The sequence below is a fragment of the Rheinheimera tilapiae genome, from assembly GCF_042432165.1.
In the GTDB taxonomy this organism is placed as follows: domain Bacteria; phylum Pseudomonadota; class Gammaproteobacteria; order Enterobacterales; family Alteromonadaceae; genus Pararheinheimera; species Pararheinheimera tilapiae.
On sequence record NZ_JBHLXP010000005.1, the window covers coordinates 228480 to 254350 of the forward strand.

The window sequence follows — 25871 nt, forward strand, 5'->3', positions numbered from 1 at the left end:
AGGGCGGTGTATCTGTCGGACTTACATGACCAAAGTAAACACTTCGCGGTCAGCTTTGATGATTTGCAGGATGAACCACAGATCCATCAGAGCTCTGATATTTATTATTGACTCGGCTGCTTCAGACGAAAAACGCAGCCGAAGCTGCGTTTTTTGATTGTCGCAAAACAGTGGTCAGATCCGCGTCCGGCTTTTGCCTTTAAACGGAGTTTTACCTGGCTTTTTCTCATCCGTTTTCGGCTTTTCAGCACGCGGTTTTGCCGCAGGCTTTTCGCCTTTTTCCACCAACTTCTGATTCACCTGATACTTCCGCACCGCGCGTTTAATTGACGCCATGCGACGACGACGCTCATCACGATCTTCGGCTTTGGCCAGCGATTCAGTTTCCAGTGACAGATGCACCAGTTTGCGCAGGTAATTTACATCTTCAAGGCCCATTTCGGTATAACCACCAGCCGGTAAATGCTTCGGCAGCAGCAGATCACCATAACGGATCCGGATCAAACGGTTCACCACAGTACCCTGGGATTCCCACATCCGCCGAACTTCGCGGTTGCGGCCTTCGGTCAGCACCACGTTAAACCAACGGTTGACCCCTTCGCCACCCATCGCTTTGATTTTTTTGAAGTTGGCTTTGCCGTCTTCCAGTTCAACGCCAATTCGCAGGCGCTGGATAATAGCGTCATTAACTTCGCCAAATACCCGCACTGAGTATTCGCGCTCTACTTCAAATTTCGGGTGCATCAAGCGGTTGGCCAGCTCACCGTCAGTGGTGAACAGTAATAAGCCTGAGGTATTGATATCGAGCCGGCCGATCGCAATCCAGCGCGCGCCGCGGATATTAGGCAGACGGTCAAACACAGTTGGACGACCATCCGGGTCGGTACGGGTACAAATTTCGCCTTCTGGCTTGTGGTAAGCCACCACGCGGCAGACTTGTTCTTCTTCGGTGGCGATTTTGACCGGATGACCATCGACGCGGACCAGTTGATTGGCATTGATCCGATCCCCAAGATGCGCCACTTTGCCATCCACTGTGACGCGGCCGGCGCTGATCACAGTTTCCATTTCGCGGCGTGATCCGACACCACTGCGTGCCAGGACTTTCTGTAGTTTTTCACTCATGTTTGCGACTCCTCAGTCATCGCGACTGTGTGTTCAGAGATTGAATTAAATAAAGGTCCCAATGGAACCAGTTCAGGTAATGGCGGTAGCTGATCGAGCCGTTTCACGCCAAAATAATCGAGAAATTCTTTAGTAGTGGCATATAAACCCGGCCGCCCCGGCACTTCTTTATGTCCGACGACTTTGACCCAACCGCGGTCGAGCAAGGTCCGCATGATCTGGCTACTGACCGACACCCCACGCACCGCTTCAATTTCGCCGCGCGTAATCGGCTGACGGTAGGCAATCAATGCCAGCGTTTCCAGCACCGCTCTGGAATAGCGCGGTGAACGCTCCGGCCACAGTCTCGCCAGATAAGGACTCCACTCGGACTTGGTCTGGAACTGCCAGCCACTGGCCGTTTCTACCAGGCCAATACCACGGCCCTGATAATCCTGCTCCAGCCTGGTTAGCGCTGCCTGCAGCCGTTTTTTGCTAAGCTGAAAATCAGCCAACACGGTTTCCAGCAATTCAGTCTGGCTCAGCGGTTTCTCGCTGGCAAATAAACAGGCTTCTAACAGCTGAACCAGCTGATCATCCTGAATTTTTGTTGCCATCGGTGCCCCTCTTCTGCCGTGCGTCGCCCGTCGCCTGTTCCAGCGCCGAAAAACGGCCGCGCATTATGCCAATTTCAGGTGGATCTGACCATAAGATTCAACCTGGGTCAGTGTGATCAATTTCTCTTTGACCAACTCCAGTACCGCCAAAAAGGTCACGACGACGCCCTGCCGGCCTTCCTGCAACGCAAAACACTGGCCAAACGCCAGTACCGGCTGTTGACGCAGCAATTCGAGAATGCGGCTCATCCGTTCCCGCGTTGATAATTGTTCTTTTTGGATCTGGTGATGCTGAAAATCTTTAGTGCGTTTGAACACGTCTTGTAATGCCAGCACCAGCTCGGCCAGACTGACGTCCGGCTCGATGACAAAAGGCGCAAAATTATCAGCCAGCGCGGCATGGGTAGGGAAAAAATCCCGTTCTTGCCGTGGTACTGCGTCGAGCTGCGTGGCCGCCAGTTTAAACTGTTCGTATTCCTGCAGCCGGCGCACTAATTCTGCGCGCGGGTCCAGCTCTTCAGTCTGCTCAGCTTCGCGTTTAGGCAGGAGCAGCCGGGACTTTATTTCCGCCAACATCGCCGCCATCACCAGATACTCAGCGGCCAGTTCGAAATTCAGCTCCTGCATCAAGTTGATATATTCCATGTACTGCAGCGTGATTTCATTGACCGGCAAATCGACAATATCGAACTTGTGACGGCGGATCAGATAAAGCAAAAAATCCAGCGGGCCTTCAAAAGCTTCCAGTAACACTTCCAGCGCGTCCGGCGGAATAAATAAGTCTTCCGGCCGCTCCAGCACCGCTTCGCCGCGCACAAACGCCAACGGCAGCACTTGTTGTACCGTCAACGGACTGAGTGATTCTGCTTCGGTTGATGTTGTTGCGGGCATCGACGGCGCTGTTATAAAAACGGCTGCACGGCACCGGCGCCTTCACGCACCACTACCGGGTTGTCATCAGACAAATCGATCACCGTGGTTGGATTACCGGCCAGAACGCCACCATGCAGAATCAGATCGACCTGACGTTCAAGTTGATCGCGCATTTCTTCCGGATCGGATTCGGCAAACTCGCGTCCCGGTAAAATCAACGAGCTGGACATCAAAGGTTCACCAAGCTCGGCCAATAACGCCAGTGCGATTTTATGATCAGGAATGCGCAGACCAACGGTTTTTTTCTTCTCGTTCAGCAAGCGCCGTGGCACTTCTTTAGTTCCGCGCAGAATGAAGGTATAAGCGCCCGGCGTGTTGTTTTTAATCAGCCGAAACGCGGTATTTTCAACTTTGGCGTAGATAGATAATTCGCTGAGGTCGCGGCACATAATGGTGAAGTGGTGTTCACCGCTGATATGACGGATTTGCAGAATACGTTCCAGCGCGATTTTATCACCGAGCTGACAGCCAAGCGCATAACCGCTGTCGGTTGGATAAATCACCACACCACCCTGTTTGATGATGTGGACGGCTTGTTTCATCAGCCGGCTTTGCGGTGTTTCCGGATGAACGTAGAAAAACTGGCTCATGCCTGAATCCTTATTGCCTGCGGCAAATCTTGAAAATGAATGGAGATCAGCAGCTTAAATCGAAACTGCAACCATTTACTACAGCTTAGCTGCAAAGCGCCGGCTTGTCAGAGCTTTCGAGATGTACAGCTTCAGCTGCAAGTTCTGGTTGCGCTTCCGGCTGTGGTTCTGGTTGCGCCTCTAATTGCGGAAAAAGCGCCGGAAATTGTTGCCAGACGGTGCGGATATCGTCGGTCAGATACAAACCACGGCCCAGATCGCTCCAGTCGGTCGGCTGATGGAAATCCGATCCTTGTGAAGCGACCAGACCAAATTGCTGGCACAGAGTCCAGACGTCGCGCTTTTGTACCGGTGTCAGCTGGCAACTTGCCACTTCGGCAGCATCACCGCCCGCAGCAGCAAATTCCCGCATCAGCTTGGTCAGCCATTTGCCATTAAGGTTATAACGCAGCGGATGCGCCAGCACGGCGATGCCGCCGGCGTCATGGATCCATTGCACGGCTTCAGGCAACGTGACCCAATTATTTGGTACATAACCGGCTTTGCCACGCGCCAGATAGTGTTTAAATACGCCTGCCATCGAGGTCGCTTTACCAATGGTCATCAAATGACGGGCAAAATGAGTGCGCGTCACGGCGCCGCCATTCGCCAGAGCCATCACTGCGTCGAAGCAATCCGGAACATTGTGTTTGGTCAGACGCCGCGCCATTTCGCGGGCGCGTTCCAGCCGGCGCTCTTGCTGACTGACCAGCCGTTGTTGCAGGCTTTCATTGCTCGGATCTATCGCAAGACCAACGATATGGATCTCAAATTCATACCAGCTGGTTGAGATCTCCACGCCATCCACCAGCCGGATCGGTAATTCGCCATCAGCAATAGCGGCGCGGGCAGGCGCCAGGCCTAATAAGGTGTCGTGGTCGGTGATCGCCAGTACATCGACTTTGCGCTCAATTGCTCTTGCCAATAAATCGGCAGGACTGAGCATACCGTCGGAATAAAAAGTGTGACTGTGCAGATCAAATTTCATGAAAGACTCAATTGACGTGAAGAGCGCGCCGGAACACGGGCGCTGACGCGTCAATTGTGCCACAGAAGCGCTGCTGCGGCTATCGGCACCGCCCGCCTAACCCAGCCATCACCTCAGGCGCAATGCTGGCAACGCAAGGCAAACGGCAGTAGTTTCAGCCGCGCCGGCGCAATAGCTGCACCACATTGCTCACATAAACCGTAGTCACCACGCTGCTGCCGCTCCAACGCCAGATGCAGTTGCAACAGCTCGCGTTGTAATTGCTGTTCCAGCTGTTGCAGCACTTCATCATTTTCGCGTTGCTGCGCTTGTTCGGCGCTATCTGCATCATGACCTTGACGTAAGTCACGCTGCACGGCACTTAAACGTTGTTGTAGTTGTTGTTGCAAATCCAATAACTGTTGGCGTTGTTCGGACATGGGGGTGCTCCCTGACGTTGCGCTGTGAACTAGCTCTGTAAAGATGCATTTAATCTATCCGCTCAGCCAATCTGCGTGTTGATCCAGCGCAACAGCATGCCGGGTAAAGACAATAATTTCAGACATCCAGACGCCTTTACGGTTTTATTTTCCGATTTCGCCGATTTTTGCTTGACGCCATCCCTGCATTTGCGGTTTTATGTGGGCCTGACCGATATCCGGTCGCAGTATTCGAGGAATAGACAATGGCCGTTCCACACACTCTCAGCGCAACTCAGCTGATCACTTGGTGGTGGCATACTCCTTAACGGGCGTGTGTTGGCGGTGTATTCCGAAAAACCAAAGGCCCGTTCTCACAACGGGCCTTTGTCATATCTGGCGAAACAAATTTTTAAGCGTGGAGTTACTAATGAGCACAACAGCACTGATTTCCTGGCGATGGTGGCAATTTTCAAAGGGCAATTGTGGCCCGGCTTTGGACTATTGTCGTTTTAATTAAGGTCAGCTGACCGCCCGCACTGGCAACGCAGCTCAGCGGGTATACAGGAACTTCCGGATGATTTTCAGTCATATCACACAGACACCGGGCGAAGTCGCATCTATTGCTACCGCCATCCCCTACCAGAGCGACGCGCTCGGCTGCTATCAGCAGTTAAGCCGGCTCAGCCCCTACAGTTTATTGCTCGAATCGGCCGAAATTGACAGCAAAGACAATCTGAAAACGCTGTTACTGCTGGACGCGGCGCTGCGCATTGAATGCCAGGACTTAACCGTTCAGGTCGACGCCGTTTCTGACAATGGCCTGCCGCTGCTGGATTTTCTAGCCGCTAAATTAGACTCCATCGCCCGCGTGAGCCGCAGCCCACGCCAGCTCAGCGTGCAATTTAGCCGGCCAGACCCACTGTGCGATGAAGCCAGCCGCTTATTGGCTCCTACACCGTTATCGGTGCTGCGCTCGCTGCAGCAAGGCTTGTGCAGCCACAGCGACGAACCTTTCGCGGTATTTTTAGGTGGCGTCATCGGCTACGACTATGTCGCCAGCGCAGAGCTGCTGCCAGACGTGCCGGTTGGCAACAACGCCTGCCCGGATTTTGTGTTTTATCTGGCTGAAACGCTGCTGGTGCTGGACCACCAACGTCAGCAAGCTCGCCTGGTCGGCAATGTATTTTGTGGTGAACAGGCGATGCAAAGCTGTTTTGGCATCGGTAAACGGTTGGAGCAACTGAACCGCGCTTTACAGGGCGCCTGTGTGTTTGACCCGGCACTGGAAAGCCGTTCAGCTGTAAGCCCGGCCGATTTACAAGTCGATATCAGTGATGCGGCATTTACCGCGCAGGTGGAACAACTCAAACACAATATCGTCGCTGGCGACGTGTTTCAGGTGGTACCAAGCCGCTGTTTTTCACTGCCCTGCCCGTCACCGCTGGCCGCTTATGCCCGGTTGAAGCAACAAAACCCCAGCCCTTATATGTTTTACCTGCAGGATCCGGCGTTTGTGTTGTTCGGTGCCTCACCAGAATCGGCACTGAAATTCGATGCCGCCAATCGGCAGGTAGAAATCTACCCAATCGCCGGCACCCGCAAACGTGGTTTTAATGCCCAAGGCCAGTTAGATCGTGACCTCGACAGCCGGATCGAACTGGAACTCAGACAAGACGAAAAAGAAAAAGCCGAACACCTGATGCTGGTGGACTTAGCCCGTAACGACGTGGCGCGTATCAGCGTGCCGGGCAGCCGTTATGTTAAAGAGCTGCTTAAAGTCGACCGCTATTCTTATGTGATGCATTTAGTCTCCCGCGTCGTCGGCACGTTAAAAACTGAATTAGATGCGCTTCATGCCTATCAGGCCTGTATGAACATGGGCACGTTGGTTGGCGCCCCAAAAGTGCGGGCGGCTGAACTGATCCGCCAGGTCGAAGGCAAAAAACGCGGCAGCTACGGCGGTGCGGTCGGTTATTTATCCGGCAACGGCGATTTTGACAGCTGCATCGTGATCCGCAGTGCTTATGTGCAAAACGGCACCGCTTATGTACAGGCCGGCGCTGGCGTCGTATTCGACAGCGTGGCGCAGGCTGAAACCGAAGAAACCCGCAGCAAAGCGCAGGCGGTATTAAGTGCCATTCTGGCGGCGCATGCCATCGACAGTGTGGCAGCAACAAGCACTGGAGGTGCCGTATGAGCCTGGTGTATTTGCTGGATAACAAAGATTCATTTACCTACAACCTGGTCGACGAACTGGCGCAGCTGGGCTGTCGCCTGAAGCTGTACCGCAACACAGTGCCGGCCGCTTATATCTTCGAAAAAATGTGTTTGGAAACCGAACCTGTGGTGCTGTTGTTGTCCCCTGGCCCCGGCGCCCCTAAAGATGCCGGCTCGATGCCGGAGCTTATCCGCCGCTGTGCCGGCCGTTTTCCGATGCTCGGTATCTGCCTCGGCCATCAGGCGTTAGTAGAACATTATGGCGGCGTGGTCGGCCGTGCCGGTGAAACCGTGCATGGCAAAACCTCACTGATTGAGCTGGCCGACCATCCGCTCTTTGCCGGCCTGCCGCGGCCTTTTGCTGTGGCGCGTTATCACTCGTTGATGGCAATCGAAGTACCAGCCTCTTTACAGGTGATTGCCAACTACCAGCATATTCCGATGGCGGTGCTACATGCAGAGCATAAAGCACTGGGTTATCAGTTCCATCCGGAATCGATTCTGACCACTCAGGGTAAACCGCTGTTGGCGCAGAGCCTGGCGTATCTGACGCAAACGGAGGCCGCGCTATGACTGCAATACTGAACCAAGATCTGACACCGCGCGAACTGGAGATTGCGACAGTCAGCCAGCTGTTGAACCGTGAGTCGTTAAGCGAAGCGCAAAGCGAAACGTTTTTTGCCGCCGTGGCGCGCGGCGAGATTGACCCTATTGTGCTGGCAGCTGTGTTAACAGCGCTGAAACTCAACGGTGAAACCGCGGCAGAAATCGCCGGCGCCGCCAAAGCGTTTCGCGCTGCCGCCACGCCATTACCAGCGACAGACCTTGCCGTCATCGATTGCTGCGGCACCGGCGGTGATGGCAGCAATACCATCAATATTTCTACCACTGCAGCCATTGTCGCTGCAGCGATGGGGCTTAAAGTTGCCAAACATGGCAACCGCAGTGTGTCGTCGCAAAGTGGCTCTGCCGACTTGCTGGAACAGCTCGGCATTGCCATTCAGATGAGCCCGCAGCAAGCCGCGCAGACACTGGCAACAGCAGGCGTCAGTTTTTTATTTGCGCCGGTCTATCACAGCGGCATCCGCCATGCGATGACGGTCCGAAGTGCCTTAAAAAGCCGGACTTTGTTTAATTTGCTTGGGCCTTTATTGAACCCAGCAGCGCCGAAATTTCAGCTGCTGGGTGTCTATGACAAAGCGTTATGCCCGGTGTTGGCGCAGGCGCTGCTGCAACTGGGCGTTGAACGCGCCTGGGTGGTGCATGGCGAAGGCTGTGATGAAATTGCGCTGCATGGCGTCACCGATGTCTGTGAAGTCCGCGACGGCCAATTGCATCAGTTCCGCTTAACCGCCGCCGATTTTGGTCTCTCGCCGGTGCCGCTGGAAGCACTGCGAGGCGGCAAACCGGCCGAAAACGCCGACGCTACCCGCAATATTCTGGCGGGTAAAGCACCGCAAGCACATCGGGATGCCATCGCGGCCAATGTCGCCGCCATGCTGAAGATCTGTGGCCAGGGCGAAGATTTGGCCGCCAATACCCAAGCCGTACTTGACCTGCTCGCGACCGATCAGGCGATGACCACCTTACAGCAGTTCCGGGAGGCCAGTCATGGCAACTAATCCGACCCCAATCACCAATTCAGTAACAGCTTCGGCAACGGCTTCCACAGCCAAGCCGAACATTTTGCAAACCATCATTGCGCATAAAACGCTGGAAGTGGCTGAAGACAAAATCGCGCTGCCGCTCGATAGTTTTATCGCCAATGTAGTACCGACCAACCGCAACTTCCTTAAAGCGCTGACTGCGCCGGGTGCGCGTTTTATTCTGGAATGCAAAAAGGCTTCGCCATCCAAGGGGCTGATCCGCGCCAATTTTGATTTAAAAGAAATCGCCGGCGTCTATGGCAAATATGCCGACTGTATTTCAGTGCTGACCGACAAAAAGTTCTTTCAAGGCAGTTATGACTATCTGCGCACGATGCGTGATCTGGTCGACCAGCCGTTGCTGCACAAAGATTTTATCATCGACGAGTATCAGATTTACCGCGGCCGCGCCTGTGGCGCAGATGCGGTGCTGCTGATGTTGTCGGTGCTGGACGATACGCAGTATCAACAACTGGCGGCGCTGGCGCACAAGCTGAACATGACCGTGCTGACCGAAGTCAGTAACGAAGACGAAACGCTGCGCGCTGTTGCGCTCAAAGCTGAACTGATTGGCATTAATAACCGTAACTTACGCACACTGGAAACGGATTTAAATACCAGTTTCCGGCTAGCGCGGCTGGTGCCGCCATCGACCCCGCTGGTCAGCGAATCCGGCATTTATTTTAACCATCAAGTGCGCCAGCTGGGTAAAGTGGCGACGGCCTTTTTAGTCGGCAGTTCGCTAATGGCCGAACCGGACTTAGACCGGGCTGTGCATGCACTGACCCGCGGTGAACACAAAGTCTGTGGCCTGACGACGCCAGAACAGGCACAACAGGTCGCCGCGGCTGGCGCTTTGTACGGCGGGCTGATTTTTTATCCGCCGTCCCCGCGATTTGTCACGCAGCAACAGGCTAAAGCAATCCGCGACAGCGCAGCTTTGAGGTTTGTCGGTGTTTTTGTTAACGAAGCGCCGGCCCAGGTGGCCTTGGTTGCCCGTGAACTGCAGCTAGCCGCAGTACAGCTGCACGGCGATGAAGATGAAAGTTATATCGCCGGTTTAAAAACCTTATTGCCCAAAGGCTGTGAGATTTGGAAAGCCTATCGGGTGAAAGACACTCTGCCGCAATTTAGCCACAGCGCAGACAGGATTTTGCTGGATGCTTACCAGCCGGGGATCCCGGGCGGCACCGGTTTGTCGTTTGACTGGAACCTGCTTGGCGAGCGTATTTTACATAAACCAGTGATGCTGGCCGGTGGTCTTAATCCCGACAACGTCCAGCATGCCTTAAGAACGGCCGCCAGCGGTCTTGATATGAATTCCGGTTTGGAATCGGCGCCTGGCGTCAAAGATCCGGCCAAAATTCTCACAGCATTTCAACGTATCAGAGCTTTCAGTTTCGGAGAAACCCAGTTATGACAGCACCCAAGCTTAATCCTTATTTCGGTGACTACGGTGGCATGTTTGTGCCTGAGTTGCTGGTTCCGGCCCTGCTGCAACTCGAGCAGGCTTTTATTGACGCGCAGCAGGATCCGGCTTTTCTCGCCGAGTTCCAGCAGCTGCTGAACGAATACGCCGGCCGGCCGACGCCACTGACGCTGACCCGCAATATTTCGCCAAATCCGCTGGTGAAAATCTATTTAAAACGTGAAGACTTGCTGCACGGCGGCGCGCACAAAACCAATCAGGTGCTGGGGCAAGCATTACTCGCCAAACGCATGGGCAAAAAAGACATTATTGCGGAAACCGGCGCCGGTCAGCATGGTGTTGCCACGGCCTTAGCCTGTGCCCTGCTCGGCCTTAATTGCAAAATTTACATGGGTGCCAAAGACATTGAGCGCCAGCAACCGAACGTGTTCCGGATGAAACTGATGGGCGCGACGGTTATTCCAGTGACCGCTGGTTCCGGTACGTTAAAAGATGCGGTCAATGAAGCGATGCGTGACTGGTCCGCCAGCTATGCCACCAGCCATTATCTGCTCGGCACTGCGGCCGGCCCGCATCCGTTCCCGACTATCGTGCGCGAATTCCAGAAAATGATTGGCGAAGAAGCCAAACAACAAATTCTGCAGGCTGAAGGCAAACTGCCGGACGCGGTGCTGGCTTGTGTCGGCGGCGGTTCGAATGCCATCGGTATGTTCGCTGATTTTATTCCGGAAACTGGTGTGCGGCTGATTGGTGTTGAACCGGGCGGTATGGGCATCAATACCCATCAGCACGGTGCGGCGCTGTCGACCGGCAGTTTCGGTATTTTGCACGGTGCCTTCACCGCCATTATGCAAACGGCGGATGGCCAGATTGAAGAGTCCTATTCAATTTCCGCCGGTCTCGATTATCCGGCGGTCGGCCCGCAGCATACTTATTTATCGTCGATTGGCCGCGCCGAATATGTCGCCATCAACGATGACGAGGCGTTAGAAGCCTTCCAGTTGCTGGCAAAATCTGAAGGCATTATTCCGGCGCTGGAAAGCTCACATGCGTTAGCGCACGCGCTAAAAATGGCCAAAGCTGCGACCGAACCTATGGTGCTGCTGGTGAACTTATCCGGCCGCGGCGACAAAGATTTAGGCCATGTCATGTCGGTGCTGGCCGCACAGCAGCAAACCAAGAATGAAGCGAATACAGGGAGTGCCCACTGATGCAACGTTACGACCAAATGTTCAGCCGCTTAACAGCGGCCAATCAGGGCGCTTTTGTGCCATTTGTCACCTTGGGTGATCCGACTGCTGAGTTGTCATTTGACATCATCAAAACGCTGATTGATAACGGCGCCGATGCGTTAGAGCTCGGCATTCCGTTTTCCGACCCTATCGCGGACGGCCCGACCATTCAGGGTGCCAATATCCGTGCTTTAGCCGCCGGTGTAACGCCAGCTGATGCCTTTGCCATTATCGCTAAAGTGCGCGCCTATGCACCGGACCTGCCGATTGGTTTGTTGCTGTATTCGAACTTAGTGATGGCGCGCGGCATCAGCCATTTCTATCAGCAAGCCAAAGCGGCCGGCGTCGACTCGGTGCTGATCGCCGATGTGCCTTTAATTGAAAGCCTGCGCTTTCGTCAGGCGGCGCTGGCAGAAGACATCGCACCGATTTTTATCGCAACGCCCAACGCCACTGACGAGACCTTACAGGAACTGGCCAGCTATGGCCGCGGTTACACCTACCTGTTATCGCGCGCCGGCGTCACCGGCACCGAAACGGTGGCCGCAATGCCAGCCGATGCGATGCTGAGCAAGCTGAAAAGTTATGGCGCAGCACCGGCCCTGCTCGGCTTTGGTATTTCCAAACCAGAACATGTTAAAGCCGCGCTCGATTCAGGTGCAGCCGGCGCGATTTCCGGTTCGGCTATTGTCCAGCTGATTGAAAAAAATCTGGCGGCACCGGCGACGTTGCTGCAGGAACTGGGCGATTTTGTCCGCGGCATGAAAGCGGCAACGCAGCACTAAGCAGCGTTTCATTTGAGCAAAAGGCCTGAAATTTCAGGCCTTTTTTACCTTTGCCGCGCTGTTTTGATCAAAAGCGAGCGCACCGCAGCTGCTGCTGCCAAGGCCGTTGCACAAGCCGAAATGCAAAGCTTGTAGCTGTCATGTCACTGAGCCAATATTCGGCGCCGTAAAGCATTCAGAGCAAAACCAACCTAAAACATCAATAGATCAGGACCAAGCTTATTTGGCGTAGGCTGATAGGCTCGCTTACGCTGAGCGCACGCGCGGAAAACTGCAGCGCAGTTGACGTCGCTGCGGCCGCAGGCCGCAAAGTGCCGCGATTTGTTAGCTGTTATGCATACCATTTTGTTTCACTTTGTTCAGGATAAAGCCATAAATCATCGAGCTAATTACAATCACATATATAGCAAGCAAAAAAAAGCCAACTGCCTCTAACGCATCAGGTTTGCACTCGTTTTTTAATATTGAGCAATAAAAAAAATCAACGACAAATGGAGACGCCACTCCAAGCACAAAAATTAGTAAAAAACTCAACCATACCCTTAATTTTAGTGAAATCACGATTGATAGAACAATAAGAACTGGTAATCCAATAACTAGGATTGTTGTCATAAGATTCGTCCTTGTCGGTTCTGACAGCTAACGCTTTGCTAATTGACTGCCGCAGCACAGCGTAAGCAGTCCAGTGGAGGCCACGCTGTTTGTGGCCGGAACGAAATTAAGCAACTTGTTAGAAATGTTAACCTATCTTGGTAAGGCATTTGACAGCTGCTGCTGAGTAATTTTTATTTTTCCTACAGTTTCACTGAATAGTGATAAAAGTTTTTCCGTACTTGGTAATGTAGGGTCTGTAAACAGTGAAACCAGAGCAGGTTCTGTTGAACCTAATGGTTGATAATGAACTTTGCCTTGTTTTGGTATCAGATCGCTATGGGCAAGAACTTTATCCCGAAGCTCCATCACAACTTTATGAAGATAAAAATTTTCTTTTGATAATTCAGGAGGCGTCAATTTATACCTGTATTTCACGCTGCCAAACGCTGAAGTATATGCTTTTGCATATTCAATAATAGCTAACCTTGTTGCGGCATCCTGCAAAGTCGTACTTATCATATCAACATGACCATCCAGCTCCTCTAGAATCTTAATAGCTCTCTCAAAGCAGCTCAAACAATTAACAAGATGAAAGTACTCTTCTTCCCTTTCTGTTAACGGTTGATAATTCTGTCGCGGTGGCTGAAAAATCAAAGAACCTCCAAAATTTCTAACGCCTCATTAAGAGGCTAAATATAGTGGGCTATAATTGAGCGGAGCGAGAGCCCGCTGTATTTAGTCCAGCTTGAATGACTTGTTATGTATTCCACTGATAATACCGTTGGCTAGCCCATTGAGATATTCTTTAGCAATGCCTGCTATGAATGAATGTGCTTCTGATAACTCCATACTTGGAGTTTTGTTTTCTTTAACAGCTTGTTTAAACCCATGCCTAGAATCCAGGCCTGACAAGGTATAGTTGTTAGCCGTATTCGTAAAAGCTGTTCTTAATTTCTTATCTACTGAAATTTCTATACCTGTTTTTTTTGATAGAGTCTCTAATGTCTCAAGAGTTTTATAATAATTGATAAAACTTCCTTCAACTGCGAAATATTTCAATATCAAATAAGCATCTTCACGCTCAGCGGCCAAGTTCATCATAAAGAAACGAACATCTGATTTTTTTACTTTTTCAAATTCCTGATTATATAGATAGTCTGAAATATTTGGTTTCCCTAATAAGGCTAAGATATTTCTTTTTTGGGGTTTTCCAACTCTAACACCATGATGCAATAAGTCGGCTAACTCCAGTTTCCGAACATTTTCAGATAATATTGACGAAACTCCATTGTATAAGCTTGCTAGCTCATACCCTATTTGCCACACAACTTCAGGATCGTCCTCGTCATCAAAATATACAGATGAAAGGCGGAAGTCATCATTCATGCAATCATGGTAGTGATCAATCCCACCATAAATATCAAAGTACAAATTCTTGCGTCCCTCAGAGTAGCCTCTAAAATATCGAGAATCTCCGTCTAAATAGAATTCCCACTTTACTGCTTCGGTCAAAATTCGCTCCTGATACATAACGCTGAGCGCACGCGCAGCAACTGCATCGCAGTTGACGACGCTGCGGCCGAAGGCCGCAAGTGCCGCGATTTGTTAGCCGAAAGCCCGGATAAGGGCAACGCAAAAACTCTAAGAACGCCGCACGTGCAAATTTAAAACTTACCCCACAAGCAGCTGACTTTTGCAGCTTGCTGCCACAAAGCGCTGAGCGGAGCCTGTAAATAATTGGTGAACACCAAACTACCAGAAGGGAAACGAAGAACACAATTTCCGTTTGCACTTTACCCAAGCAACGCACTGCCCGAACAAAGCCACCTTCCTGGTGTTGGCTGCACAACCAGCCAAAAACTTTAAAACCGATTAACGGCTAACTATGCGCGCACGCGCGCGAACCATGGTGAGCGTCGCTGCGGCCGCAGGCCGCAAAGTGCCGCGCTTTGTTAACTGTACTTACCAAAATTGCCACCATGGCTTTTTTACGCCATTGTGAGTTACTTTTAAATATTGTGGCTCGCTTTGACCTCCGTCTTTAGAGACTGCGACTATTTTAAGGGTTATGTCTATAGGCTCCTGCTCGGTAGTACGGCCATCATTCCATATAAAAAAGTATTCATCCGTTCCAGTGTGGCCGCTCTCTAAAATCATCGGTTCAGGATAAAAAAGTTGGTCTTCAAATTGGCCTTCTTCAATGGAAAATATAAAGCCAGTGTCTTTCTCGGCAGAGGTTGTAACTAAAGTAAGTACTCCTGCATCAGCACAGGAACCGGCACTACCGTTCTCTCCACGTGAAATTGACTTCACTGAGAACGATGGTGTTTTGGGAATGGTATTGCCTTCATTGGTGTGTTCAAAATCAATAAACGGTCTGTCAAACGAACAAGCAAACGCGTTCCCATAAAATAAAACCGCTGAAATAGTTACAAAAAACTTCATGGAGTTTCCTAGTACAGTTAACTATAAGCGCACGCGCGCGAAACGCAGTGAGCGTCGCTGCGGCCGAAGGCCGCAAAGTGCCGCGCATTGTTAGCTAACATGTTGAGTTTTCCTATCTTTATAAAAAGCACGATATATCAGCGCAATACAAATCACCGCAAAGACATTTATCCCAAAACCCCAATCTACTTTTGCGAGAGGATCGTTGAATGCGCCATCCATAAAAATGCGTCTCCAGTAGAAATTGATTCCGGCTGAAAACTCAAACTTTTGTTCTCCAATATAAAAGCTCAGCAATTGCGGGATATAAAAAAGCAAAAATTCGAAGCCTGTAAATTTCATTTTTTTGATGTACTTATAAATTATAAATGCACCAATTATCGAGAAATAAAAATTGCTGTATGGAGCTACTAGACCAGAGCTTAGATCCACAAAAATGAAAATAAAATTCCCTAAAAATAACAGAGCAGTAAGAACAAACAGAGAAAGGCCAAACTTGTTCAAAATATATTCCTTGTGCATAGCTAACAATTTCATCAAAAGGAAAAAGCACGCTTTTAAGCAGGGGTAACCCTTTTGAGTTTTTTAACATCCTGCAACGCTACCGTAAAAATTCATCAATCTCAAGCTCTTGGCTACTTAGGCGTTGTGATGAAAAAAACAAAGCGCGGATAAACCCGTTAAGTTATTTGATAACACATGTTTTACATTTGAAGTGTTATGTTGCCTCAACCGCTAGGACGTTTTTAACCTCTTGCTGAACTTTTACCAGCCATCTGTTCGATTGGTGGTTACGGTTGGGGCTTTGCGATTGCTGATTTTTCCTCAGATGGCGAATCAATAATCTCGACCTTGCCGTCTTTGCCCTGTTGGCGTTTACGCAGCATTTTCAGCTGATGAAAATACAATTCCGCCACAAAACATCGGTTGTCAGCCTGGATTTTTTTTGCTTATACTGCGCGCACTTGTCGGAGTGCCCACTGGGCTGAGACCGCGAAAGCGGATACCGTTGAACCTGATCAGGTTAGAACCTGCGAAGGGAAACAAGGGGATCACTGCCACCCTGCTGCCACAGATCCATTCAGTGTCAAACCTTTGAGAGAAGGTGTTGCTGGATGCGAACTTGCAGCGGAAACTGCAGTTGTCTGTGCTGTTGGAAAGCTTTAATACCAGCCTTTACCGTCTGCTATCGATTAAATTCGAGCTAAGCCGGTCATTGCCGGTGGCGTTCCTGTAGCACTGGCTATTTATCAAATGTGTACCGCAGCGGGTGCTTTTTGCGCCTGCGTTGCTGCACGCGTTTGCCCCACTCCGGACAAGCAACTCAACTTTATTGGAGCTTGCTATGTCTGACTGTACTACCACCCCAAAAATTAATGCTGCACCAGCCAGCCGTCGTGATAAACGCGAAGCGGCGCGCCGGTATATTGTCGATTTTAAAACCGCCGCCCATACCGGTTCACGCCGGATTTACCTGCAAAGTGCTGATGGCACTGTCGCAGTGCCCTGCCGTGAAGTGTCGTTACACCCTTCGCCGGATGGCAGTAACAATGCACCGGTGCCGATCTATGACTGCAGCGGGCCTTATGGCGATGCCGATTATCAGGCCGATGTCAGCCGAGGTTTGCCACCACTGCGAGCGGATTGGATTGCTGCACGCCAGGATACGACCTTTTGCAGCACGCCGCTGTCGGCCTTAGCGGTGGAGCTGGACGCGCAACAAGGTCAGTTTCAGCATCAGGTCCGTCAGGCGCTACCAGGTTGTCGCCCGACGCAGCTGGCCTATGCCCGGGCCGGCATCATCACAGCGGAAATGCAGTTTGTTGCGCTTAGGGAAAATATGGCGCGCGCTGCGCAGCAACAAGCCGCCAGCGATTTACAACCCCAGCACACCGGGGAAGGTTTTGGTGCCGGCATTCCGGCGCAAATTGACGCTGAATTTGTCCGTGCGGAAATCGCCGCCGGCCGCGCCATTTTGCCAGCCAATATCAATCACCCCGAAGCCGAGCCAATGATTATCGGCCGCAATTTTCTGGTCAAAGTGAACGCCAATATCGGTAATTCGGCAGTCAGTTCCAGCATCGAAGAAGAGGTGGAAAAGCTGCTGTGGTCGGTGCGCTGGGGCGCCGATACCGTGATGGATTTATCCACCGGCCGGCATATCCACCAGACCCGCGAATGGATTTTGCGCAATTCACCGGTGCCCATCGGCACAGTGCCGATTTATCAGGCGCTGGAAAAAGTGCGCGGTGATGTAGAAAAACTGAGCTGGGAGCTATATCGCGACACGCTGATTGAGCAGGCAGAGCAAGGCGTGGATTACTTCACTATTCATGCTGGCGTGCTGAAAGATTTTATTCCGCTGACCGCCCGGCGCATCACCGGCATCGTGTCGCGCGGCGGCGCTATTTTGGCGCAGTGGTGTCAGCTGCACGACCGCGAAAATTTCCTGTACCAGCATTTTGCCGAAATTTGCCAGATCTGTGCGCAGTACGACGTGTCGCTCAGCCTTGGTGATGGCCTGCGACCGGGCTGTGTTGCCGACGCCAATGACGCCGCGCAGTTTGCCGAGCTGCGCACTTTAGGTGAACTGACCAAAATTGCCTGGGCTTATGATGTGCAGGTAATGATTGAAGGCCCGGGCCATGTGCCGCTGCAACTGGTGCAGGCCAATATGACGGAGCAGCTGGCGCATTGTCACGGCGCGCCGTTTTACACGCTGGGACCGCTGATCACCGACATTTCACCGGGTTATGACCATATCGCCTCCGGCATTGGCGCGGCGCTGATCGGCTGGTTTGGCTGCGCCATGCTGTGTTATGTCACGCCAAAAGAGCATTTGGGCCTGCCGGATAAAGAAGATGTAAAACAAGGGCTTATCGCATACAAAATTGCCGCCCACGCCGCCGATTTAGCCAAAGGACATCCCGGCGCGCAGCTGCGCGACAACGCCTTGTCCAAAGCCCGCTACGAATTCCGCTGGCTCGACCAATTTCATTTATCGCTCGATCCCGACACCGCCAAAGCCTACTACCAGGCGGCGCTGCCAGAAGGCGCCGACACCGAGTTTTGTGCCATGTGCGGGCCGAAATTTTGTTCGATGAAACTGAATCAAAGTGTCAAAGCCAGTACCTTGTCGGCACCACCGGCGGAGCGCGCAAATGAACCTGCCTGAACCCGGTCTGATTTGGCTGATTGGTGGCTCGGATTGCAGCGCGTTGGCCGGTATCCAGGCTGACCTTGCCACAGCGCAGGATTTAGACGTGCCGGCCGTGACAGTGCTGACGGCCGTCACCGCGCAACATAACGGCGCCGTACTGGCGATCAATCCAGTGACTCCTGCTGTGCTGCAGTCCCAGCTTGATGCGCTGACAGCAACTGGCCAGCCGTTGCCAGTCGCGATAAAACTGGGTCTGGTGCCGGATCTCGCCACGCTGGAGCTGCTGATTGACTGGCTCGGCCGGTTTAAGCATCAACATCCGCACATTTGGATCATCGTGGATCCGGTGCAAGTGGCCAGCAGTGGTGATGTATTGCAGCGCCTGAGTCCCTCAACTTTTGCCCCCTTGCTGGCCCTGACTGACGTGCTGACGCCCAATGGACCGGAACTGCGGGCACTGGCCGGTTTAGCGGCGGACGCTGATGCAGAACTTGCAGTCCAACTGCTGTTGGCCCAAGGAGTGAAAGCCATCTGGTGTAAAGATGGTCACGGTAGCGGCGTGATGCTACGTGAAAGTCTGTATCTGCATCCGGCGGCCACTCAGGCCTTTAAACTCTGGCCGGCACAGGCGCAGAACAACACTTTGTCGGCCGGTGCGCCGCAAAGCGCGTTGCAACTGGAAAAACCACGCCAAACCGGTAGTTGGCGCGGTACCGGCTGTAGTTTTGCCACCGCACTGGCCTGTGCTTTGGCGCAGCCGATGTTATTGCCCGATGCATTAGTGCTGGCAAGCCTGTATATGCAGCAATGCCTGCAGCGCCCGGCGACCAAGCCGTATCTGCTTGGCAGAGCCGGCTGGCCGCTGGCCTTGCAACCACAAGACCAAATCACGTTGCGTGGGCCGCTGGCCGGCGTTACGAGCATGTCGACGACAGGCTTTGCATCGCTGCAACAGGCGCCCGGCATTTACCCGGTGGTCAGCAGCTTTAGTCAGCTGTTTGATGTCGCCGCTGCGGGTCTGCGCACTGTGCAGCTGCGGCTGAAAACCGGTAGCGAGGAACAGCTCCGACAGAGCCTGCGCGCTGCCATCGCATTTGGTCAGGAACATCAGCTACAACTGTTTATCAATGACCACTGGCAACTGGCGCTGGAACTCGGCGCTTACGGCGTGCATCTGGGCCAGGAAGACTTACAAAGCGCCGACCTTCCGGCTATCCAGCGTGCTGGCCTGCGCCTTGGTATTTCCACACACGGTTATCTGGAGCTGCTGCAGGCGCTGCAAATACGTCCGTCTTACATTGCGCTTGGCCATCTGTTTGCCACGCCCACCAAAGATATGCCGTCGATACCACAAGGTCTGCGGCTCGTTGGCCTGCAACAGCAGCTCTGTCAGCAGCAACAGATCCCGGCGGTGGCGATTGGCGGCATCAACGCGTCACACCTGCAGGCACTGCGCGTCATGGGTCTGTCCGGTGTCGCGATGGTGCGCGCAGTTGTAGCTAGTGACGATATCCGCGCCACTTGCCAGCAACTGTTGGCCCTATGGCAGCAGCCAATGCTGCGGGAGGAGCGCCATGCCTACTGAGACCAAACACGCTAAAACGCAGCGCTCTGATATACAGCATGCGAAGGCCACACTGTCCGACGCTGAATTTATCCGTTATAGCCGCAGCCTGATGCTGGGGGATGACGGCGACAAACGGCAACTACGGCTGAAAAATGCCCGCGTATTGCTGTTGGGTTTAGGTGGTCTGGGCTGTCCGGTCGCCACCACGCTGGTTGGCGCTGGCATTGGCCAGTTGATACTAGTCGACGGCGATAAAGTCGAGTTATCCAACCTGCCGCGCCAGAGCCTGTATCAAACGACCGACATCGGCAAGCCAAAAGCCGAAGTCGCCGCCGTCAGGTTGCATCTGCATAACCCGCATCCGCGGCTGACCGTGCTGGCCTGTCGGCCGGACGATCAGCAATTGCGCCAGGCTATTACCGCTTGTGATGTGCTGGTCGATTGCAGCGACAACTTGCCGACCCGGCTGCAGCTAAATCGGCTGGCGCGTGAAGCCGGTAAGCCACTGTTTGCCGGCGCGGTGAGTGGACATTCCGCGCAGTTGTATCTGCTCAGTCCGGCGACGGCCTGCTACCAGTGCCTGGTCGACCCCGACTGGCAAGCACTGCAAAACTGCCGAACGCTGGGGGTTGATCCGGCGCTGGTGGCGCTGACCGCCCAGCAGCTGGCGTTGTTACTGCTGCGCTTTTTACAGGCCGAACCTGTGCCGTATGCCGACGTCGCACAGCACGATACCGGGCTGCCGTTTGGTCACTATGCCCGGTACCAGCAATGGAGCCAGGGCCAGAGTACAGTCAGCGGTTTTCACTGGTACGCGCTACAGACCAATCCACTTTGCGACTGCTGCGCCCACGCCACAGCCGCCAACCACTTTACTGCGACAGGAGTCTGAACATGCTTTATGTCAACCAACAGCCACACACGCAGGTAGCCAACACAGTGGCCGAACTGGCCGAAACGCTGGCGCTACCCGCGCAAGGCATCGCGCTGGTGCTGAACCAACAACTACTGCCACGCACGGTCTGGGCACAAACGCCATTACCAGACAGCACAGATCACCATATCGAAATTTTTCATTTAGTAGCCGGGGGTTAACATGCTGACGATTGCCGGTACCACTTTTCAATCGCACCTGCTGCTTGGCAGTGGCAAATTTCACAGCGCGTTACAGATGCAGCAAGCTGTGATCGCCAGTGGTACTGAACTGGTGACGCTGGCACTCAAACGCCTGCAGCCGGGACAGCCGCAAGATGATATCTACAGCCCGCTCAAAGCCCTTGGCGTGCAGCTACTGCCAAACACTTCAGGCGCGCGCACGGCAGAAGAAGCGGTGCAGGCTGCCTTGCTGGCTCGCGAAGCGGTCGGCACAAACTGGCTGAAACTGGAAATCCACCCGGAACCGAAGTATTTATTGCCAGATCCGCGTGAAACCCTCAAAGCCGCCGAACAGCTCTGTGCGCTGGGTTTTGTCGTGTTGCCCTACTGCAGCGCCGATCCGCTGCATTGTAAGCAACTCGAGCAAGCCGGCTGTGCCGCGGTGATGCCGCTGGCGGCGCCGATTGGTTCCAATCAGGGCCTGCAAAACCGCGCCATGCTGGAAATTATTATTGAGCAGGCCAATGTGCCGGTGATTATTGATGCCGGCATTGGCGCGCCGTCGGACGCGACGCTTGCGCTCGAGCTGGGCGCCAGCGCCGTGCTGGTCAATACTGCTATTGCTTCGAGCCGCGATCCGGTGCGCATGGCACAGGCTTTTCGGCTCGCCGTCGAGGCAGGTGTCTGCAGTCAACAAGCCGGTCTGGGCCGCAAGCAACTGCTGGCAGATCCCAGCAGTCCGTTGCAAGCCAGTTTTGCCCAAGTGCTGGCGGGGTTAAGCTGATGCTGCAACGCCCCATTTTCCGCATTGATCAAGCGCAGTTTGACCGGCTGCAGCGCCAGAGTTGTGCGCCGGATCGCCAAGCAGTGTTGCAGGCGCTGAGTAGCGCCAAGCCCGATTTCACCGATCTGCAGGCGCTGTTAAGCCCGGCCGCGGCCGAATTTTTACCGCAGATGCTGGCACGGGCCACGCAGCTGAAGCGTCAGCGCAGCGGTTTGACGCTGTCGTTATTTGCGCCGCTGTATCTGTCGAACCTATGCAGCAACGAATGCAGTTATTGTGGTTTCTCCAGAAGCGTTGCGGTGAAACGGCGTATTTTAACCGTCGACGAAGCACTACAGGAAACAGCCGCCATTCAAGCGCTGGGGATCTCACAGCTATTGCTGGTCACCGGCGAACACGAGCGCAAAGCCGGGGTCGACTATTTATTGGCGATGACCCAGGCGCTGCGTCCGCAGGTGGCGAAACTGATGCTGGAATCGCAGCCGCTTGCCGTCAGAGACTATCAGCAGCTGCGCGTCGCCGGGATCGATGCGGTGATGCTGTATCAGGAAACTTACGACCCGCAAAGCTATGCCCGCCATCATACTTTTGGCGCCAAAGCCGACATGGCCTACCGGCTGGATGCACCGGCAAGAGTGGCGGCCGCCGGCATTGCTCAGCTCGGCATGGGCGTGTTACTTGGCCTCGCTGACTGGCGCACTGATGTGCTGCTATTGGCGCAACATCTGCGTTTTTTACAGCAGCATTGGTATCAGCTGGCCTTTACAGTGGCGCTGCCACGGCTAAAACCCTGCGCCGGCCAAAGCACGCAACAAAGTGGCGTATCCGATCGCGATTATCTGCAACTGCTGTGTGCGCTGAAAATCTTTGCGCCGGAACTCAGTCTCAGCGTCTCTACGCGCGACAGCCCGCAACTGCGCGATTTACTGCTGACCAGCATCGCCTGCTCGGCCAGTGCCGGCAGTAAAACCCAGCCTGGCGGTTATACCGTGGCGCCGCAAAGTCTGGCCCAGTTCAGTATCGACGATGAGCGTAGCCCGGCCGAGATCGCCGCGATGCTCAGACGCAGTGGCATTCAACCGGTGTGGCAGGACTGGCATCCGTTGTTGGGCCGCAGCAGCGTCTGACTAGTCATTGATCGCAGCAAAACAACAGCCCTAGGGAACTTGTTGGCGTTGCTGCTGGTCAATGGCCGGTGTTTTGGGTATAAGAACCCATATAGTCCAAACGTCGGGGGAGACATGCCGCAGTTGTTGAAAAAATGCCGTACCGCCTTGAGTCTCTGCGCCCTCCTGCTGCCGGTGGTTACCGTGCACGCCGCGCCAGAAAAAACCGTGTTGACCGACGAGGTCTTGGCGCATCATGCCGCCGTGGTGCATCCGCTCAATTGCACCATCACCGCGCCACAAAGCTTTCGGATCTCCAGTCATGCCACCGCTGAACTGCTGCAGATGTTGCCGGTCGGCAGTTCAGTGAAAAAAGGCCAGCAGGTTGCCAAGCAAGATGACGCCTATCTGCAGCGCCAGATCAACATTATCAAAACCGATATCGAATCGGCGCGAGTGGCGAAAAACTTCGCCAGCGAAGAATTCCACCGGATGAACCGGCTGAGTAAATCCGGCCTCACGGCCGCTACCGAAATCAACAACCTGAAGTTTCAACTCGACAGTTCAGAACTGAAGATCCAGCGGCTGGAGCAGGAACTGCAACTGGCGCAGATGAAACAAAAACGCTTGAGCCATTTTGCGCCTTTTGACGCACAGGTGATGAGTGTCAGCTCTGAGCCGGGCTCGCAGCTGGTTGAAGGCCAGCCGATCATGCAGCTGTTGTCGACGCAAAATAAACAGCTGGAATGTCTGCTGCCAGTGATCAGCTACAGCAGCAACGCTGAATTAAAACGCCATCAGTTTATCTTGCAAGGCAAAGCGTTAAGTTTGCGCGAAGTCAGCCAGCAATTGGATGCCAAGGCCGAACATCTGACCTTATATTTTGACCATCCGGCGTCAGATCGCAGTAATTTATTGGTCGGCCAGATCCAGCAAATTGATATGCAGGTACAGTCGGAAACCATCACCAAAGTACCCAATGAAGCGATTGACTTAGAAGGCGAAGTGTTTCGCACCTGGAAAATAGGCAAAGACGACAAGGCCGAACGGGTCACACTGAAAATTCTGTCGACGCTGGACACTCATTACATCGTGGAATCGGCGCTACGGCCCGGTGACAAAGTGGTGATCCGCGGCCAGCATGGCTTGCAAAATGGCCAGGCCGTCAAAGCAGACAGCAAGCCGGAAGCAGGCCGCAATGTGCCGAGTTATGAATAATGCCTCTGGCCAAAGTGCTGACAAACAACGTCACTGACCGCGTCCAGCCTGCCCCCAGCGGCTTTTGGCTGTATCAAAGCGCCGGTTGGAGCTTGTTTGCCTTATTGCAATTATTAATGCTGGGCAGTGACGAACCGCTTAGCCTGCACACCCTATTTCCGGCAATGTTATTGTTAGTGCTGGCGCTCAGCGTTAGTTTGGTTTTACGCAGGCTGTATCAGCGCTGGCGGCAACAACAGCATTCACAGGGTGCAACACTTGGGCTGCTGGTTGGCGCTGCGCTGCTGTGCGCTTTAGTGGTCGACTGGCTGCATTATTGGCTGTTGTGGCCCTTGGCACAGCTGCCGCTGCTGTGGCAGGGCCAGGTATTTGTCTGGTTTGATGCGCAGCCTATGGGGTCGAAACTACCGTTGTTGCTGCTGTTGTATCTGGTCTGGAGCATGTTGTACCTGACCTTAAGCCGTCAGCAGGATGTCCGCCATGGCGAACAACAGCGTCAGCAGTTAGAACTGCATATGACGGAGGCGCGGCTGAGCAGCTTATTAGCGCAGCTAAGCCCGCATTTTATGTTTAACTGCATCAACAATATTCGTGCGCTGATTTTGGAAGACAGCCACAGTGCGCGCCAAATGCTGACCCATTTTGCCGATTTACTGCGTTATCAAATTCAGGCGCAGTCCGACGCGTTGGTGCCACTGCGGGAGGAGTTACTGGTGCTGGATGATTATCTGGCCTTGCTACGCATTCAGTTTGAACAGCGGCTGCAATGGCAGGCAGACGTCGCGCCCGACTGTCAGGCTCGGCCGGTACCGCGTCTCGCGCTGCAGTTGCTGGTGGAAAATGCCGTCAAACATGGTATTGGCCGCCGCCAGGCCGGCGGTTGTATTGAACTGAAAGTCGAACGGCTGGAGTCGAAGCAGTGGCTGCTGCAGGTCAGTAATCCTGGTCTATTGACCGCGCATATCGCACCGCAAGGGCTGCAAGCCCCAGATCCTGGCAATACCGGCACCGGTTTAGTCAATTTGCGCCAACGGCTGGCCCTGCTGTACGGCAACGAGGCCAGTCTGCAGCTCGTCCAGGATGGCGACTGGGTGCGCGCACGGTTAATCCTGCCGTGGCAGGCTGGAAGCACAGCTGCCGGAGCCGCAGTGCAGACATCAACTCAGGAGTAACGCTGAATGCGGGTAGTGATTGTCGAAGATTCAAGATTGGCGCGGCTTGAATTAAAAGAACTGCTGCGGGCCCACCCGGCACTGACCTTGGTCGGCGAGGCGGCGAATGTACCGGACGCGAAGGTGCTGATCGAGCAACAACAGCCGGACCTGGTGCTGCTCGATATCGATCTGGCCGGCGACAGCGCCTTTGATTTGTTAGCGCAGCTGGTGTTTATTCCACGCATTATCTTTACCACTGCTTTTGCCGAACATGCGTTGGCGGCCTTTGATTATCCGACTGTGGATTATCTGTTAAAACCGGTCAGCAGTGCGCGCCTGGCGCAGGCAATCGCCAAACTGCCAACCCTCAACACACCAGATGACCACCCGCCAGAACCAGCCTCGGACGCAGCCGCCAACGGGCCTTTGCTTGATTTAGACGCAACTTTTTTTGTCAAAGACGGTGAACGCTGTTTTTTGTTGCGTTTGGGTGATGTGCAGTTATTTGAAGCCATTGGCAATTACAGCAAAGTTTGGGCGGGAACGCAGGCACCTATGGTGTACCGGTCTTTAGGCAATATTGAACAACGCTTGCAACCGGGTTTGTTTTTCCGCGCCAACCGGCACCAGCTGGTCAACCTTAAAGCTATCAGTGCGATTGAACCCTGGCTCAATGGCGGGCTGTTGTTAAAGCTGCACTCTGGTCAATCGATCGAAGTGTCGCGCCGGCAAAGTGCCCTGCTGCGCCAGCAGCTGAGCCTGTAAAG

At 53.5% G+C, this 25871-nt stretch carries 26 protein-coding genes and 1 riboswitch; of the genes, 15 read left to right on the forward strand and 11 right to left on the reverse strand.

All coding sequences use genetic code 11. The features are described 5' to 3' along the window. Positions 1-174: 174 nt before the first annotated feature. The 6 genes from rluB to ACFFJP_RS17350 form a co-directional block, all read right to left on the reverse strand. Positions 175-1125 carry a 23S rRNA pseudouridine(2605) synthase RluB gene (gene rluB / locus ACFFJP_RS17325; RefSeq protein ID WP_377247140.1) on the reverse strand — a complete coding sequence of 317 codons (951 nt, stop codon included), beginning with the start codon at positions 1123-1125 and terminating at the stop codon, positions 175-177. Continuing rightward, positions 1122-1721 (reverse strand): SMC-Scp complex subunit ScpB, encoded by a 600-nt coding sequence (scpB, locus tag ACFFJP_RS17330; protein ID WP_377247143.1) that lies wholly within the window; start codon positions 1719-1721, stop codon positions 1122-1124. The genes rluB and scpB overlap by 4 nt, the downstream gene beginning before the upstream one ends. A gap of 63 nt (positions 1722-1784) precedes the next feature. Next, positions 1785-2612, reverse strand: a complete 828-nt coding sequence (locus tag ACFFJP_RS17335) for a segregation and condensation protein A (protein ID WP_377247146.1) — start codon at positions 2610-2612, stop codon at positions 1785-1787. A gap of 11 nt (positions 2613-2623) precedes the next feature. Next, positions 2624-3244, reverse strand: a complete 621-nt coding sequence (locus ACFFJP_RS17340; protein ID WP_377247149.1) for an L-threonylcarbamoyladenylate synthase — start codon at positions 3242-3244, stop codon at positions 2624-2626. Between the two features lie 85 nt (positions 3245-3329). Continuing rightward, a complete protein-coding gene (rnm, locus tag ACFFJP_RS17345) occupies positions 3330-4271 on the reverse strand; it encodes an RNase RNM (protein WP_377247152.1) in 942 nt (313 codons plus the stop codon). Positions 4272-4384: 113 nt separating this feature from the next. Continuing rightward, on the reverse strand, positions 4385-4690 hold the full coding sequence (locus ACFFJP_RS17350) for a TraR/DksA family transcriptional regulator (protein WP_377247155.1): 306 nt from the start codon (positions 4688-4690) through the stop codon (positions 4385-4387). Positions 4691-5246: 556 nt separating this feature from the next. Here ACFFJP_RS17350 and ACFFJP_RS17355 point away from each other — a divergent pair. From ACFFJP_RS17355 to trpA, 6 genes are read left to right on the forward strand one after another with little or no spacing between them, the layout of a single operon-like run. After that, positions 5247-6869 (forward strand): anthranilate synthase component 1, encoded by a 1623-nt coding sequence (locus tag ACFFJP_RS17355; protein WP_377247158.1) that lies wholly within the window; start codon positions 5247-5249, stop codon positions 6867-6869. Continuing rightward, entirely contained in the window at positions 6866-7462 is a 597-nt protein-coding gene (locus ACFFJP_RS17360) for an aminodeoxychorismate/anthranilate synthase component II (RefSeq protein ID WP_377247161.1), read from the forward strand. Before ACFFJP_RS17355 ends, ACFFJP_RS17360 begins: the two co-directional genes overlap by 4 nt. Then, on the forward strand, positions 7459-8511 hold the full coding sequence (gene trpD, locus ACFFJP_RS17365) for an anthranilate phosphoribosyltransferase (RefSeq protein WP_377247164.1): 1053 nt from the start codon (positions 7459-7461) through the stop codon (positions 8509-8511). Before ACFFJP_RS17360 ends, trpD begins: the two co-directional genes overlap by 4 nt. Beyond that, on the forward strand, positions 8501-9955 hold the full coding sequence (gene trpCF, locus ACFFJP_RS17370) for a bifunctional indole-3-glycerol-phosphate synthase TrpC/phosphoribosylanthranilate isomerase TrpF (RefSeq protein ID WP_377247167.1): 1455 nt from the start codon (positions 8501-8503) through the stop codon (positions 9953-9955). The genes trpD and trpCF overlap by 11 nt, the downstream gene beginning before the upstream one ends. Next, the gene (gene trpB / locus ACFFJP_RS17375) at positions 9952-11175 is read left to right on the forward strand and encodes a tryptophan synthase subunit beta (protein WP_377247170.1); all 1224 of its coding nucleotides are present in this window, start codon (positions 9952-9954) and stop codon (positions 11173-11175) included. Before trpCF ends, trpB begins: the two co-directional genes overlap by 4 nt. Further along, a complete protein-coding gene (gene trpA, locus ACFFJP_RS17380) occupies positions 11175-11981 on the forward strand; it encodes a tryptophan synthase subunit alpha (protein ID WP_377247173.1) in 807 nt (268 codons plus the stop codon). The genes trpB and trpA overlap by 1 nt, the downstream gene beginning before the upstream one ends. A 324-nt stretch (positions 11982-12305) precedes the next feature. Here the strand turns inward: trpA and ACFFJP_RS17385 are convergent, their stop codons facing one another. From ACFFJP_RS17385 to ACFFJP_RS17405, 5 genes are all read right to left on the reverse strand, one after another. Then, the gene (locus ACFFJP_RS17385; RefSeq protein WP_377247176.1) at positions 12306-12593 is read right to left on the reverse strand and encodes a hypothetical protein; all 288 of its coding nucleotides are present in this window, start codon (positions 12591-12593) and stop codon (positions 12306-12308) included. 132 nt (positions 12594-12725) lie between these two features. Beyond that, the gene (locus tag ACFFJP_RS17390) at positions 12726-13229 is read right to left on the reverse strand and encodes a hypothetical protein (protein WP_377247179.1); all 504 of its coding nucleotides are present in this window, start codon (positions 13227-13229) and stop codon (positions 12726-12728) included. Positions 13230-13310: 81 nt separating this feature from the next. Further along, positions 13311-14087, reverse strand: a complete 777-nt coding sequence (locus ACFFJP_RS17395) for a hypothetical protein (protein WP_377247182.1) — start codon at positions 14085-14087, stop codon at positions 13311-13313. A gap of 450 nt (positions 14088-14537) precedes the next feature. Further along, a complete protein-coding gene (locus ACFFJP_RS17400) occupies positions 14538-15020 on the reverse strand; it encodes a hypothetical protein (RefSeq protein ID WP_377247185.1) in 483 nt (160 codons plus the stop codon). A 90-nt stretch (positions 15021-15110) separates the two neighbouring features. Beyond that, positions 15111-15524, reverse strand: coding sequence for a hypothetical protein (locus tag ACFFJP_RS17405; protein WP_377247188.1), 414 nt, complete (start codon positions 15522-15524; stop codon positions 15111-15113). A gap of 455 nt (positions 15525-15979) precedes the next feature. Continuing rightward, a riboswitch (TPP riboswitch) is annotated at positions 15980-16080 on the forward strand. A gap of 285 nt (positions 16081-16365) precedes the next feature. Here ACFFJP_RS17405 and thiC point away from each other — a divergent pair. The 9 genes from thiC (at position 16366) to ACFFJP_RS17450 (ending at position 25869) form a co-directional block, all read left to right on the forward strand. Next, positions 16366-18195, forward strand: a complete 1830-nt coding sequence (gene thiC / locus ACFFJP_RS17410; RefSeq protein WP_377247191.1) for a phosphomethylpyrimidine synthase ThiC — start codon at positions 16366-16368, stop codon at positions 18193-18195. Beyond that, positions 18182-19765 carry a thiamine phosphate synthase gene (locus tag ACFFJP_RS17415; protein WP_377247194.1) on the forward strand — a complete coding sequence of 528 codons (1584 nt, stop codon included), beginning with the start codon at positions 18182-18184 and terminating at the stop codon, positions 19763-19765. The genes thiC and ACFFJP_RS17415 overlap by 14 nt, the downstream gene beginning before the upstream one ends. Further along, entirely contained in the window at positions 19755-20639 is an 885-nt protein-coding gene (locus tag ACFFJP_RS17420; RefSeq protein ID WP_377247197.1) for a HesA/MoeB/ThiF family protein, read from the forward strand. The genes ACFFJP_RS17415 and ACFFJP_RS17420 overlap by 11 nt, the downstream gene beginning before the upstream one ends. Positions 20640-20641: 2 nt before the next feature. Next, positions 20642-20842 (forward strand): sulfur carrier protein ThiS, encoded by a 201-nt coding sequence (gene thiS / locus ACFFJP_RS17425; protein WP_377247200.1) that lies wholly within the window; start codon positions 20642-20644, stop codon positions 20840-20842. Position 20843: 1 nt separating this feature from the next. After that, positions 20844-21626 carry a thiazole synthase gene (locus ACFFJP_RS17430; RefSeq protein ID WP_377247203.1) on the forward strand — a complete coding sequence of 261 codons (783 nt, stop codon included), beginning with the start codon at positions 20844-20846 and terminating at the stop codon, positions 21624-21626. Next, positions 21626-22753, forward strand: a complete 1128-nt coding sequence (gene thiH, locus ACFFJP_RS17435) for a 2-iminoacetate synthase ThiH (protein ID WP_377247206.1) — start codon at positions 21626-21628, stop codon at positions 22751-22753. Before ACFFJP_RS17430 ends, thiH begins: the two co-directional genes overlap by 1 nt. Positions 22754-22936: 183 nt before the next feature. Then, a complete protein-coding gene (locus tag ACFFJP_RS17440) occupies positions 22937-23950 on the forward strand; it encodes an efflux RND transporter periplasmic adaptor subunit (protein WP_377247209.1) in 1014 nt (337 codons plus the stop codon). Beyond that, positions 23950-25122, forward strand: a complete 1173-nt coding sequence (locus ACFFJP_RS17445; protein ID WP_377247212.1) for a sensor histidine kinase — start codon at positions 23950-23952, stop codon at positions 25120-25122. The genes ACFFJP_RS17440 and ACFFJP_RS17445 overlap by 1 nt, the downstream gene beginning before the upstream one ends. A gap of 6 nt (positions 25123-25128) precedes the next feature. Further along, positions 25129-25869: a LytR/AlgR family response regulator transcription factor gene (locus tag ACFFJP_RS17450; RefSeq protein ID WP_377247215.1), complete on the forward strand. Its 741-nt coding sequence runs from the start codon at positions 25129-25131 to the stop codon at positions 25867-25869. Positions 25870-25871: the final 2 nt, after the last annotated feature.